13 protein-coding genes are annotated in these 12,017 nt (G+C 72.2%); 8 read left to right on the top strand and 5 right to left on the bottom strand.

Annotated elements, in window-relative coordinates:
• Nucleotides 1–16: 16 nt before the first annotated feature.
• A complete protein-coding gene (gene argF / locus ABEA10_RS50145; RefSeq protein WP_345475801.1) occupies nucleotides 17–1,012 on the bottom strand; it encodes an ornithine carbamoyltransferase in 996 nt (331 codons plus the stop codon).
• A 119-nt stretch (nucleotides 1,013–1,131) separates the two neighbouring features.
• On the opposite strand from argF, the gene ABEA10_RS50150 reads away from it, so the two are divergent.
• The 4 genes from ABEA10_RS50150 (at nucleotide 1,132) to ABEA10_RS50165 (ending at nucleotide 4,890) form a co-directional block, all read left to right on the top strand.
• Entirely contained in the window at nucleotides 1,132–2,043 is a 912-nt protein-coding gene (locus ABEA10_RS50150) for an ABC transporter ATP-binding protein (RefSeq protein WP_345475802.1), read from the top strand.
• Nucleotides 2,044–2,087: 44 nt separating this feature from the next.
• Nucleotides 2,088–2,804 carry an ABC transporter permease gene (locus ABEA10_RS50155; protein WP_345475814.1) on the top strand — a complete coding sequence of 239 codons (717 nt, stop codon included), beginning with the start codon at nucleotides 2,088–2,090 and terminating at the stop codon, nucleotides 2,802–2,804.
• Nucleotides 2,805–2,807: 3 nt separating this feature from the next.
• Nucleotides 2,808–3,749: an EamA family transporter gene (locus tag ABEA10_RS50160; RefSeq protein ID WP_345475803.1), complete on the top strand. Its 942-nt coding sequence runs from the start codon at nucleotides 2,808–2,810 to the stop codon at nucleotides 3,747–3,749.
• Between the two features lie 115 nt (nucleotides 3,750–3,864).
• The gene (locus ABEA10_RS50165; RefSeq protein ID WP_425551073.1) at nucleotides 3,865–4,890 is read left to right on the top strand and encodes a COX15/CtaA family protein; all 1,026 of its coding nucleotides are present in this window, start codon (nucleotides 3,865–3,867) and stop codon (nucleotides 4,888–4,890) included.
• Here ABEA10_RS50165 and ABEA10_RS50170 read toward each other — a convergent pair.
• Nucleotides 4,847–5,644 (bottom strand): MBL fold metallo-hydrolase, encoded by a 798-nt coding sequence (locus tag ABEA10_RS50170; RefSeq protein WP_345475805.1) that lies wholly within the window; start codon nucleotides 5,642–5,644, stop codon nucleotides 4,847–4,849. The two genes, ABEA10_RS50165 and ABEA10_RS50170, sit on opposite strands and share 44 nt — an antisense overlap.
• A gap of 47 nt (nucleotides 5,645–5,691) precedes the next feature.
• On the opposite strand from ABEA10_RS50170, the gene ABEA10_RS50175 reads away from it, so the two are divergent.
• Nucleotides 5,692–6,099 carry a MerR family transcriptional regulator gene (locus ABEA10_RS50175; RefSeq protein ID WP_345475806.1) on the top strand — a complete coding sequence of 136 codons (408 nt, stop codon included), beginning with the start codon at nucleotides 5,692–5,694 and terminating at the stop codon, nucleotides 6,097–6,099.
• On the opposite strand, the gene polX is transcribed toward ABEA10_RS50175, so the two are convergent.
• The 3 genes from polX to ABEA10_RS50190 form a co-directional block, all read right to left on the bottom strand.
• The gene (polX, locus tag ABEA10_RS50180) at nucleotides 6,081–7,793 is read right to left on the bottom strand and encodes a DNA polymerase/3'-5' exonuclease PolX (RefSeq protein ID WP_345475807.1); all 1,713 of its coding nucleotides are present in this window, start codon (nucleotides 7,791–7,793) and stop codon (nucleotides 6,081–6,083) included. The genes ABEA10_RS50175 and polX overlap by 19 nt on opposite strands.
• Nucleotides 7,794–7,986: 193 nt before the next feature.
• Nucleotides 7,987–8,427 carry a hypothetical protein gene (locus ABEA10_RS50185; protein WP_345475808.1) on the bottom strand — a complete coding sequence of 147 codons (441 nt, stop codon included), beginning with the start codon at nucleotides 8,425–8,427 and terminating at the stop codon, nucleotides 7,987–7,989.
• A 474-nt stretch (nucleotides 8,428–8,901) separates the two neighbouring features.
• The gene (locus ABEA10_RS50190; RefSeq protein ID WP_345475809.1) at nucleotides 8,902–9,522 is read right to left on the bottom strand and encodes a GntR family transcriptional regulator; all 621 of its coding nucleotides are present in this window, start codon (nucleotides 9,520–9,522) and stop codon (nucleotides 8,902–8,904) included.
• Nucleotides 9,523–9,659: 137 nt separating this feature from the next.
• Here ABEA10_RS50190 and pdhA point away from each other — a divergent pair, with 137 nt between their 5' ends.
• From pdhA to ABEA10_RS50205, 3 genes are all read left to right on the top strand, one after another.
• Complete coding sequence (gene pdhA / locus ABEA10_RS50195; protein WP_345475810.1) at nucleotides 9,660–10,718, top strand: pyruvate dehydrogenase (acetyl-transferring) E1 component subunit alpha; 1,059 nt, start codon at nucleotides 9,660–9,662, stop codon at nucleotides 10,716–10,718.
• Between the two features lie 10 nt (nucleotides 10,719–10,728).
• Nucleotides 10,729–11,718 carry an alpha-ketoacid dehydrogenase subunit beta gene (locus tag ABEA10_RS50200; RefSeq protein ID WP_345475811.1) on the top strand — a complete coding sequence of 330 codons (990 nt, stop codon included), beginning with the start codon at nucleotides 10,729–10,731 and terminating at the stop codon, nucleotides 11,716–11,718.
• Nucleotides 11,719–11,725: 7 nt separating this feature from the next.
• On the top strand, nucleotides 11,726–12,017 hold a 292-nt coding region (locus tag ABEA10_RS50205; protein ID WP_345475812.1), incomplete at its 3' end, for a biotin/lipoyl-containing protein.

Raw genomic sequence — 12,017 nt, forward strand, 5'->3', positions numbered from 1 at the left:
GGGAGTGGGCGGTGACTCAGCCCGCCGCCAGCGTGGCCACGAGGATCGCCTTGATCGTGTGCAGGCGGTTCTCGGCCTGGTCGAAGACGATCGAGGCCTTGGACTCGAACACCTCGTCGGTCACCTCGAGGGCGTCGAGGCCGAACTCCTGGTAGATCTCCTCCCCCACGGCCGTCTCGCGGTCGTGGAAGGCGGGCAGGCAGTGCATGAAGCGTACCGAGGGGTTCCCCGTCGACTCCAGGACGGCCTCGTCGACGCGGTACGGCCGCAGCAGCGCGATGCGCTCGCCCCAGGCGTCGCGCGGCTCGCCCATCGAGACCCAGACGTCGGTGTGCACGAAGTCCACGCCGCGCACGCCCTCGCCGACGTCACCGGTGAGGGTGAGGCGGGCGCCGCTGCGCGCGGCGAGCTCGCGGGCGGCGGCCTGCACCGGCTCGGGCGGCAGCAGTCCGGGCGGCGCGACGATGCGCACGTCCATGCCGAGCAGCGCACCCGCGACGAGCAGGGAGTTGCCCATGTTGTTGCGCGCGTCGCCGAGGTAGGCGTAGGAGATCTCGCCCAGGGGCTTGTCGCTGTGCTCGGTCATGGTGAAGACGTCGCACAGGCTCTGGGTCGGGTGCCACTCGTCGGTAAGGCCGTTCCAGACGGGCACGCCCGCGTGCGCGGCGAGGGTCTCGACGTCGGCCTGGCGGCTCCCGCGGTACTGGATGCCGTCGAACATCCGGCCCAGCACGCGCGCCGTGTCGCGGACCGACTCCTTGTGGCCCAGGTGGGAGCCTGCCGGGTCGAGGTAGGTGGTGTGGGCGCCCTGGTCGTGGGCGGCGACCTCGAACGCGGAGCGCGTGCGGGTGGAGGACTTCTCGAACAGCAGCGCGATGTTGCGGCCCGTCAGGCGCCGTTGCTCGGCGCCCTCGCGCTTGGCCGCCTTCAGCTCCGCCGACAACGTCAGCAGGAAGCGGAACTCTTCCGGCGTGACGTCCAGTTCTTTGACGTAGCTTCGCCCACGCAGCATCTGACCTCCCGAGGAATACACGAGGAACTGTATCGCTATGCGAGCTTCTGAATCAATATTCAAAGCTCACTTCGGGGGTCACCGCTCGGCGACGAGGCGCCGCACCTACACTCGGTGCCATGACACCCCTCGCCGTCGATGTGAACGGCCTGGTCAAGCGCTACGGCACGAACATCGCCGCCGACGGGCTGTCGTTCACCGCCCGGCGCGGCGAGGTCACCGCCCTGCTCGGCCCCAACGGCGCGGGCAAGACGACCACCGTGGAGATCTGCGAGGGCTACCGCCGCGCCGACGGCGGTAGCGTGCGAGTCCTCGGCCTCGACCCGCGTGACCAGGCACTGCGTGCCCGTGTCGGCGTCATGCTGCAGTCCGGCGGCGTGCCGACCGGCACCCGTGCCGGAGAGTACCTCCGCCTGGTCGCCGGCTTCTACGCCGACCCCGTCGACCCCGCCCTGCTGCTCGAACGCCTCGGGCTGGCCGGCGCCGCCCGCACGCCCTACCGGCGCATGTCCGGCGGGCAGCAGCAGCGCCTCGCCCTGGCGGCGGCCGTCGTCGGCCGGCCGGAGCTGGTCTTCCTCGACGAGCCCACCGCCGGCCTGGACCCGCAGGCCCGGCTCGCCACCTGGGAGCTGGTCGAGGAGCTGAGGGCCGCGGGCGTCGCGGTGATGCTGACCACCCACCACATGGACGAGGCCGAGCGCCTCGCCGACCAGGTCGTGATCGTCGATCGGGGCGTGGTGATCGCCGACGGCAGCCCGCCGGAGCTGACCGGGGCCGAACGCCAGCTCCGCTTCCGCGCCCGGCCCGGGCTGGGCCTGGACGAGCTGCTGTCCGCGCTCCCGCCGGCGACCATGGCCAAGGAGTCGCCGGCCGGCCACTACGTCATCGAGGGCGACCTCGTGCCCGAGCTTCTCGCCTCGGTGACCGCCTGGTGCGCCTCGCACGGCGTCATGACCGAGGACCTCCGCATCGAACGCCGCACCCTCGAAGACGTCTTCCTCGAACTCACCGGGCGGGAGCTTCGTTCTTGACCACCACCTTCACGCCGTCGCCGGGGGCGGCGCCGCTACCGCGCATGATCGGCGGCCAGACCGCCTACGAGCTGCGCAACCTCCTGCGCAACGGCGAGCAGCTCCTCCTCACCCTGATCATCCCGGTCGCGCTGCTGGTGCTGTTCGCCTCCGCGCCGCTACTCGACGTCGGCCCGGGCCGGCGCGTGGACTTCCTCGCCCCCGGCATCCTGGCCCTGGCCGTGCTGTCGACCGCGTTCACCGGTCAGGCGATCGGCACCGGGTTCGAGCGCCGCTACGGCGTGCTGAAGCGCCTCGGGGCGACGCCGCTCCCCCGGTCCGGCCTGATCGCGGCCAAGTCGCTGACCGTGCTGCTCGTCGAGCTGCTGCAGACCGTGGTCGTCGGCGCGGTCGCGCTCGCCCTCGGCTGGAGCCCGCACGGAGACCCGCTCGTCGCGGTCCTGCTCGTGCTGGCCGGCACCGCGGCGTTCAGCGGCTTCGGTCTCCTGATGGCGGGCACCCTCCGCGCCGAGGCCACTCTGGCCGCCGCGAACCTCGTCTACCTGCTGCTGCTCGTCCTCGGCGGCGTGGTATTTCCGTTGACAAAGTTCTCCGGCGGGCTACGGTCGATCCTCGAACTGCTACCGATCTCCGCGCTCGCCGACGGCCTGCGGCAGGTGCTGCAGCACGGCGCCGGCCTGCCCGTACGGGACCTCATCGTCCTGCTCGTATGGGCCGTGCTCGGCCTCGCCCTGGCGGCGCGCTTCTTTCGCTGGGAGTGACCGATGGCGCTCGCTGACGCCCAGGGCTCGTACGGCCGGGCGGGCTGGTTCCGCACGCGGACGGGGGCCCTGCGGCCCTCGCTCGGGTCGGTGCCGCCGCCCGCGCTGATCCTGCTCGGCATCGTCTCGGTCCAGGTGGGCGCGGGCCTGGCCAAGAACCTGTTCGCCCGGTCCTCCCCCGACGCCGTCGTGATGATGCGCCTGCTGACCTCGGCGGTCGTCCTCGGCGTGGCGTACCGGTCGTCCCTGCGCGGCCTGCGGCGCCTGCACTCCTGGCGCGACATCGGCGTGGCCACGCTGTTCGGCCTGACGCTGGCCGGCATGAACGCCTGCTTCTACCAGGCCCTGGCACGGCTGCCGTTGGGCATCGCGGTGACCGTGGAGTTCCTCGGCCCCCTGTCGGTGTCCATCCTCGCCTCGCGGCGGCGGCTCGACCTGCTGTGGGCGCTGCTGGCCCTGGGCGGCGTGACCCTGCTGGCCCGCGGCGACGGCGACGTGACGCTCACCGGGGTCGCGTTCGCGCTGCTGGCGGCGGCGGGCTGGGCCTGTTACATCCTGTTGAGCGGCGCGACGGGGCGGCGGTTCTCCGGCTCGTCCGGCCTGGCCGTGGCGAGCATCGTCGGCGCGGTCGTCATGCTGCCGGTCGGCGTCGGCACCGCCGGCGCCAAGCTGCTGGACCCCGAGCTCCTCCTCGTCGCCGCCGGCGTCGGCCTGCTGTCGTCGGTCATCCCCTACACGCTGGAGCTGGAGGCGCTGCGGCGCATCTCGGCACGCCTTTTCGGCATCCTGATGAGCATCGAACCGGCCGTCGCGGCCGTGGTGGGACTCGTGTTCCTGGGCGAGATGCTGTACTGGCGCGAGTGGCTGGCCATCGGCCTGGTGATCACCGCCTGCGTCGGCGCCACCCGCTTCCAGCAGTCCCCGCCCGAAGCCCCCGAAGCCTGACATCCACCGCCTCGACACGCGGTGTCGTGTTCGATCCGGCGCTGCCGATCGGCTGAGACGGCCGTGCGGGTGACCCGGATCCGGGTCACCGCGGGGCACTCATACGATGAGGGGCGTGCGATCCGACAATCCCGTGACGCGGCTCGTCCATGCCGTGTGGCGCCCCACGTCCGCCTCGATGCGGTGGCTCGCCCTCGCCGGGGTGGCCGGTAACGCCCTCATCATGTCCACCGGCGCGGCCGTGCGCGTCAGCGGGTCCGGGCTCGGGTGTCCCACGTGGCCCAAGTGCACCGGTGACAGTCTCGTGCCCACTCACTCGGCCGAGCACGCCGCCGTCAACATGGCGATCGAGTTCGGCAACCGGCTGCTGACCTTCCTGGTGCTGGCCGTCGGCGTGGCGGTCTTCATCGCCGCGGTGCGCCTGTCGCCCCGGCGGCGCGACCTCGTGCGGCTCGCCGTGATCCAGCCGCTGAGCGTCGTCGCCCAGGCCGTGGTCGGCGGCATCGTCGTGCTCACCGACCTGCATCCGGCCGCGGTCGCCGCGCACTTCCTCCTCTCCCCCGCCCTCCTGGCCGCGGCGACCGCGCTGTGGATCCGCGCGAGCGAAGGCGACGCGCCCGCCCGGCGGCTCGTGCGCGGGGAGCTGGTCTGGCTCGCCCGCGCGCTGACCGGCGTGGTCTTCGTACTGCTCGTCGCGGGCACCGTCGTGACCGGCACCGGGCCGCACGCCGGCGACGCGAAGGCACCCCGCTTCGGGTTCCGGATCGAGCAGGTCGCGCAGCTGCACGCCGACATCGTCTGGGCCACGGTCGGCCTGACGTTCGCGCTGCTGCTCGGGCTGCGGCTGACGAACGCGCCACGCCGCGCCCAGCGGTGCGCGCTGGAGTTGCTCGTGGTCGAGCTGGCCCAGGGCGTCATCGGCTATGTCCAGTACTTCACCGGCGTGCCCGGCCCCCTCGTCGTCCTGCACGTGCTCGGTTCGGCGCTGGTGTGGATCGCCACCCTGCGGGTCGCCTTCGCCCTCCGCGAGCGGGGCCCCGTGCCCGCGACCGCGCCGCGCGCCGTGCGGGAGAGCGGGCCGGAGCCCCGGCTCCCGGTCAGCCCCGAAGGCGATCCAGCTCCCACGGGTCGTGCGCGCTGAACACCGAGACCTGATCGCCGCGGTCACGGACCAGCTCGCGCAGCCGCGCCTGCGTGCCCAGCCGCAGGTCATGGTGGACCTCCGAGTTGGTCTGTACGAGATCCAGCACCGGGTGCGGGTGCGGGTCGGCGCTCAGCTCCCGGTGGTAGTAGTACGCGTCGCCGCAGTGCAGCAGCCAGCGATCCCCGCCGTGTACGGCGACTCCGGTGTGACCGGCGGTGTGGCCACCGAGCGGCACGAGGCGGATCTCCGGAGGCAGGCCCTCCGGCTGGACCGAGGTGAACCCGAACCAGTCGTCGCCCTCGGGCGCGTACGTCGCCCAGCGCGGGCCGTGGGCCCAGTGGGCCGGGCGGTAGCGGAAGCTGGGCGCCTCGGCGACCGCCGCCTCCAGCTCCGCGGCGAGCACGTGGACCTTCGCGTCGGGGAAGTCCGGCAGCCCGCCGCAGTGGTCCACGTCGAGGTGGGTCACGATGACGTGCCGTACGTCGCCGGGTGAGTGGCCCAGCCGGGCGATCTGGCGTACGGCGGTCTCCTCCTCGTCCAGCACGGGCTCGGCCATGGTGACCCAGTCCGCGCCGAGGGTCGCGTCCGGGTCGCGTACGTCGCCGAGGCCGAGGCCGGTCTCGACCAGGACCAGGCCGTCGGCGTCGGTCTCGACCAGCAGGCAGTGGTTGACGGCGTGCGCGGGCGGCGGGCCGTCGTAGGTGGCCTCGATCGTCCGGACCGAGCCGCAGTTCAGGTGATGGATCTTCATGGCGGGTAGTCTGCGACTTGAAGTGCGATTCAAGTCAAGGAGGCGGGATGAGCGAGGCGCTGCTGGACATCGCCGAGGTGGCCGAGCGTTCCGGCCTGGCGCCGTCGGCGCTGCGGTTCTACGAGAAGAAGGGCCTGATCGCCCCGGCCGGCCGCAACGGCCTGCGGCGCACGTACCGGCCCGACGTGCTCGACCGCCTCGCGCTGGTCTCCTGCGCCCGCAGCGCGGGTTTCACCGTCGCGGAGATCGGCCGGTTCCTCGTGGCCACTCCGGGCGACACCGACCTGCGCGCCCGGATGGCCGTCAAGGCCCGAGAGCTGGAGGAGGACATCGCCCGGCTGACGCGGATGCGCGACGGCCTGCGGCACGCCGCCACCTGCGCCCACGAGACGCTCGTGGAGTGCCCGGACTTCAAGCGCGCCTTCGCGGGCCCGCCTCAGCCGGTGCCGAGGTAGTCGCGGAGCCGCTCCAGCGGCCAGGTGTTGACGACGTCGTCCGGCGTCAGCCAGCCGCGCTGCGCCGTGCCGACGCCGTACCGCAGGTTGGCGAAGTGCCCGGTCGCGTGGGCGTCGCTGTCGATGGAGAACCTCACCCCGTACCGCAGCGCGCGGCGGATCAGGTCGGCGGGCAGGTCGAGCCGGTCGGGGAACGCGTCGATCTCCACGACCGTACGGTGGCGGGCGCAGGCCTCGAACACCGCGTCCCAGTCGCAGTCGACGGGCTCGCGGCGCCCGATCAGACGGGCGGTGGGGTGTCCGAGGACGTGGACGCCGGGGTTCTCGACGGCGCGGACGATCCGGCGGGTCATCGTCTCGCGGTCCTGGGTGAACAGCGAGTGCACCGACGCCACGCAGATGTCGAAGCCGGACAGGAACTCCTCCGGCCAGTCGACCTCGCCGTCGGCGTCGATGTTCAGCTCGGTGCCGTGCAGCAGCGTGAGGCCCGGGTAGCGCTCGCCCAGCGCGTGCACGGCCTCCCGCTGGGCGAGCATCTTCTCGTCGGTCATGCGCTGCATGAACAGGTTCGGCGCGTGGTCGGTGATGGCGAAGTACTCCCACCCCTGGGCCGCCGCGGCGGCGACCATCTCCTCCAGCGGGGCGATGCCGTCGGTCAGGTCGGTGTGACTGTGCAGGTCACCGCGTAGGTCGGCGAGCTGGATCAGGCGCGGCAGCGTGCCCTTGAGCGCGGCCTCGATCTCGCCGCCGTCCTCCCGGAGCGTCGGCGGCACCCACGGCAGCCCGAGGCGCTCGTAGACCTCCTCCTCGGTCGCGGACACGACGAGCTCGCCGCTCTCCACGTCGAACAGGCCGTACTCCGACAGCTTCAGCCCGGCGCGTACGGCGATCTCGCGGGTGCGGACATTGTGCGCCTTGGAGCCGGTGAAGTACTGCAGGGCCGCGCCCCAGGACTCGCCTGGGACGACGCGCAGGTCGACCTGGAGGCCCTTGGTCGTACGGATGGAGGTCTTGGTGTCCCCGCGCGCGATCACCTCGGAGACGAGCGGGAGGGCGGCGAACGCCTCCATGAGCGGAGCGGAGTCGACCGCGGCGGCGAGGATGTCGACGTCGCCGATGGTCTCCCGCGACCGCCGCAGCGACCCGGCGTACTCACAGCGCTCCGCGAGCGGCGACAGCGCGGCGACGACCTCCTCGGCCACCTCCATCGCCACGTCGATCAGTACGCGGTCGCCGGCGCGCTTCATCAGCTCGATGCCGTGGAGGATGTTCTCCTCGGTCTTGGCGCCGAACCCCTTGAGCCCCTCCAGCCGCCCCGCCGGGATCGCCTCGGCGAGCTCGTCGACGGAGGAGATGCCGAGGTCCTCGTACAGGACGAGCGCCTTCTTGGGCCCGAGCGTGGGGATGGCGGTCAGGGCGCGCACCCCGGCCGGGATCTTGGCCCGGACGGCCTCGAGCTGGCGGATCATCCCGGTCTCGCGGTGGTCGAGGATCTTCTTGGCGATGGCCTCGCCGACGTTGGGGATCTGCCGCAGCCCCTTGAGGTCGAGGGTCGACACGTCCTCGGCGTAGCCGGCGATGGACCGGGCCGCCTTCTCGTAGGCGCGCACCTTGTACGCCGCCTCACCGGTGATCGAGAGCAGGTCCGCGAACTCCTGGAAGAGCTCGGCGACCTCGTCGTTGGGGCGCCCCATGCCACCGATCCTAATGAAGGTCCGCCGGCCCGCCATGTTCACCGGGACGGGGCTTGGCCCTGGCGAGCGTCAGGCTCGCTCGCAGGCCCGGGCCGGCCTGGGGTTTCGCCGAGCCGCTGGACGGCGAGGCGTGCGGCGGCGATCCCGACCTCGGCGAGCAGCCCGGGCGCGGCGGACCGGTCCGTGGCAAGGCTCAGGGGTCGCCGCGGCTGACGGCCGGGCGGTCGTGCCCTGTCGTCCCGGGCAGGTCCACGGCTCCGGTGCGGTGCGTGCGCAGGGCGCTCTGGTGCCATCGCACCGCAGCGCGCCGGCCGGGCCAGGTCTGGTCGAGGAGGCTCCGCACTCGGCGTTCGGCGTCGGACTTCCGCTCACGGGGGCCGCATGCGGCGGCGATCTGGATGAGTTCATGCCCGGGCGGGGCCAAGGCGGGGTCGGCGAGGCTGTAGCGGGCGGCGTAGATCCGGGCGTCCAGGTCCATGACCCGGAACCAGTCCGGGCCGTTCTCGGTCCGCAAGCCCAGGTCGACGGTTGCCACGCGGGCGCTGGGCCAGGTGAGCGATCTGTCGCCGGTCAGCCGGCACGCTGTGGCGAAGCTGGTGGCCAGAATCGTAGGGCCCGCGGGCAGGGCGGGCATCTGTGTCCGGGTACGAATCCGTGCCGGAGCAGCCAGGCGCGGAACGATTCCCCTGCCGGCGCCTCGGCGGGCAACGCGGCGACGGCCTCGCTGAGTCCGGCCGGCCACGGCCCGAGGCGGCCTCCGGTCCGGGTGAGGCCGGACCGGGGTGGCGCCGTCACGATGGGCGGCGTGAGACCGCGGCGCTCCAACCACATCCACCACGGTCCGTCCACGTAAATCGCGTGGGGCCCGGCGTTGGCCCGGAAGTGAGCCGCCAGCGAGCGTGCTCGCCCACCTGGCCGGGAATGCGCCTCGGCGACGGTCACCCGCCAACAGCGTTCGGCCGCCTCGACGGCGGCGGTGCGCACGGATCGCCCTGGCGACGGCCGACGATGCGACGCAGGAGGCCCTGCCGGCGATCTTCCGGGGCCTGCCTTCGCTACGTGCCCCTGGCAACCGTCAACAACGCTCGTGATCAATACAACCAGCCGGTCAGGGGGCGTACTTCATCACGTGGTCGTGGAGCATGCGGCCCACGCGGGGGTCGGCGCGACGGAAGGCGTCGGCGATCTCGATGTGCTCGGCGGTCTTGCCGCACAGCTCGGTGTCGTGGCGGCGGACCGACAGGGTGGTCCAGATCTCGATGCCCAGCGACTCCCAGACCTCGCGCAGCAGGCGGTTGCCCGCGGCGTCGACGATCTCGCGGTGGAAGGCGATGCTGTGCCGCATCACGTCCGGGCCCTCCGCCGTGGCCAGGCGTTCGATGTGCTCCTCCAGGGCCTCCACCCGGCCGGCCAGATGCGGGGCGGCGAGCTCGGCCGCGGTCTCCTCCAGACCCGCGCGCACGGGGAAGAACTCCGCGAAGTCGACCTCGGTGAACTCCCGGACGCGCGCGCCGCGGTTGGGCATCGTCTCGACCAGCCGCAGCGCCTCCAGCTGCCGCAGCGCCTCGCGGACCGGCGCCTGACTGACCCCCAGTTCGGCGGCGATGCGACGCTCGACGATACGCTCGCCGGGCTGGAGTTCCCCCGACGTGATGCGGTCGATGAGGACCTGCCGGATCTGGTCCCCGAGGCCGGTGCGGACCAGGGCCGGGGCGTTGAGAGCGTTCACGCTCGTCAATCGTAGATGACCGCCGTTCGGAGGGCACCGGCGACTGAACTATGATCGATCATTGATCGGTGCTGATCTCTTGGCGCACGTCGTGGTCACCCCAGGGCGCGCCGCCTGCGTACGAAGGGAAGACCTCGATGGCTGACACCGACACGAGGAGCCCGGCGCGTTCCCGCCGGACGCGAAGGTCCAAACCACGGCCCGAGACCCTCGTCGCCTACTACCGGCAGATGCTGCTGATCCGCCGCTTCGAGGAACGCGCGGCGCGGGCGTACACCGAGGCCAAGATCGGCGGGTACTGCCACCTCAACCTCGGCGAGGAGCCCACGATCACCGGCCTCATGGCCGCGCTCGAGCCCAGCGACTACCTGTTCACGAACTACCGCGAGCACGGTTACGCCCTCGCCCGCGGCATCGAGGCCCGCCGCGTCATGGCCGAGCTGTACGGGCGCAGCACCGGCGTCTCCAAGGGCTGGGGCGGGTCGATGCACCTGTTCGACACCGGCACGCGGCTGCTCGGCGGGTACGGCATCGTCGGCGGCCAGCTTCCCCTCGCCACCGGCGCCGCGCTGGCCATCTCCTACCGGGGCGGCGACGAGGTCGTCATGTGCCAGATGGGCGACGGCACCACCAACATCGGCGCCTTCCACGAGTCGCTGAACATGGCCGCGCTGTGGGACCTGCCGATCGTCTACGTCGTCATCAACAACGGCCTCGGCATGGGCACCACGGTCGACCAATCCTCCGCCGAGCCCGAGCTGTACCGGCGCGCCGCCGCGTACCGCATCGAGGGCGCGCGCGTGGACGGCACCGACGTGATCGCGGTACGCGAGGCGGCGCACGCCGCCATCGAGCGGGCGCGCGAGGAGAAGAAGCCGTTCCTGCTGGAGACGACGAGCCCGCGGCTGCGGGGCCACTCGGTCGTCGACCCCGCGCGCTACCGGACCGCCGAGGAGAAGGAGCAGCTCAAGGCCGCCGACCCGCTCGCGCGCTTCGCGCTGGAGCTGGAGGAGAGCGGCGTCCTGGACGCCGAGGCGCGCGAGAAGCTCGACGCCGAGGTCAAGGCCGAGGTCGACGACGCGGCGGCGTTCGCCGACGACAGCCCGCACCCCGACGTGTCCACCCTGTTCGACTACACGTACGCGACGCCGGTGCCGGGCGAGTCCCGCCGCCTGCCCGCCGACCCGGTCTTCTGAAGGAGCCCCGATGGCCACCGTCACCTACCGCCAGGCCCTGCGGGACACGCTCCGTGCCGAGATGCTGCGCGATGAGGACGTCTTCCTCATGGGCGAGGAGATCGGCGTCTTCGAGGGCTCGTACAAGATCACCGAGGGGCTGCTGAAGGAGTTCGGGCCCCGGCGAGTACGCGACACCCCGATCGCCGAGGAGGGCTTCGTCGGCGCCGCGATCGGCGCGGCGATGCTCGGGCTGCGGCCCGTCGTCGAGATCATGACGATCAACTTCTCGCTGCTCGCCCTCGACCAGATCGTCAACCACGCGGCCAAGATCTACGGCATGTTCGGCGGTCAGTGCAGCGTGCCGATGGTGATCCGCACGCCCGGGGGCGGCGGGCAGCAGCTCGGCGCCACCCACTCGCAGAACGTCGAGCTGTTCTACTCCTTCATCCCCGGTCTTAAAGTTCTGGCTCCCAGCACGCCGGCCGAGGCCTCGGCGATGCTCAAGGCCGCGATCCGCGACGACGACCCGGTGCTGTTCCTGGAGAACCTGGCGCTCTACAACACCAAGGGCGAGGTGCCCGACGACGTCACGCCCGCGGAGATCGGCCGGGCCGCCGTCACCCGCGAGGGCACCGACATCACGATCATCGCCTACTCGCGCATGGCCCACGTCGCCGCCGAGGTCGCCGAGAAGCTCGCCGCCGACGGCGTCTCCGCCGAGGTCGTGGACCTGCGCAGCCTGCGCCCCCTGGACCGCGAGACGGTCGTCGCCTCGGTCCGCCGTACGGGCTGCGCCGTGATCGCCGAGGACGACTGGCTCACGTACGGAATCGGCGCCGAGATCGCCGCCACGATCCAGGAGGGTGCCTTCGACTGGCTCGACGCGCCCGTCCGCCGGGTGGCGATGGCCGAGGTCCCGCTCCCCTACTCCAAGCCCCTGGAACTCGCCGCGCTGCCGTCGGCCGAGTCCCTCGTCACCGCCGTACGCGACACGCTCGCCGCCACCGGCCGCCGTTAGGAAGACCATGTCCGAGATCCTCATGCCCCGCCTGTCCGACACCATGGAGGAAGGCGTCGTCAGCTCGTGGCACAAGAAGCCCGGCGACAAGGTCTCTGTCGGTGACTCGCTCGTCGACATCGAGACCGACAAGGCCCTGATGGAGTACGAGGCGTACGAGGACGGTGTCCTCGGCGAGATCCTCGTGCCCGAGGGCGCCACCGCGACCATCGGTACGCCGATCTCGGTGCTGGTCACGCACGGCGCGGCCCCGGCGGACGCCACGGCCGGAGCCCCTGCCGCGGCGCCCGCCGAAGCCC

The sequence above is a fragment of the Actinoallomurus oryzae genome, from assembly GCF_039541955.1.
Taxonomy (GTDB): Bacteria; Actinomycetota; Actinomycetes; order Streptosporangiales; family Streptosporangiaceae; genus Actinoallomurus; species Actinoallomurus oryzae.

Coding starts and splice junctions, on each gene's coding strand:
- argF (WP_345475801.1), bottom strand. CDS start 1,012: ATGCTGCGTGGGCGAAGCTACGTCAAAGAACTGGACGTCACGCCGGAA.
- ABEA10_RS50150 (WP_345475802.1), top strand. CDS start 1,132: ATGACACCCCTCGCCGTCGATGTGAACGGCCTGGTCAAGCGCTACGGC.
- ABEA10_RS50155 (WP_345475814.1), top strand. CDS start 2,088: ATGATCGGCGGCCAGACCGCCTACGAGCTGCGCAACCTCCTGCGCAAC.
- ABEA10_RS50160 (WP_345475803.1), top strand. CDS start 2,808: ATGGCGCTCGCTGACGCCCAGGGCTCGTACGGCCGGGCGGGCTGGTTC.
- ABEA10_RS50170 (WP_345475805.1), bottom strand. CDS start 5,644: ATGAAGATCCATCACCTGAACTGCGGCTCGGTCCGGACGATCGAGGCC.
- ABEA10_RS50175 (WP_345475806.1), top strand. CDS start 5,692: ATGAGCGAGGCGCTGCTGGACATCGCCGAGGTGGCCGAGCGTTCCGGC.
- polX (WP_345475807.1), bottom strand. CDS start 7,793: ATGGGGCGCCCCAACGACGAGGTCGCCGAGCTCTTCCAGGAGTTCGCG.
- ABEA10_RS50185 (WP_345475808.1), bottom strand. CDS start 8,427: ATGCCCGCCCTGCCCGCGGGCCCTACGATTCTGGCCACCAGCTTCGCC.
- pdhA (WP_345475810.1), top strand. CDS start 9,660: ATGGCTGACACCGACACGAGGAGCCCGGCGCGTTCCCGCCGGACGCGA.
- ABEA10_RS50200 (WP_345475811.1), top strand. CDS start 10,729: ATGGCCACCGTCACCTACCGCCAGGCCCTGCGGGACACGCTCCGTGCC.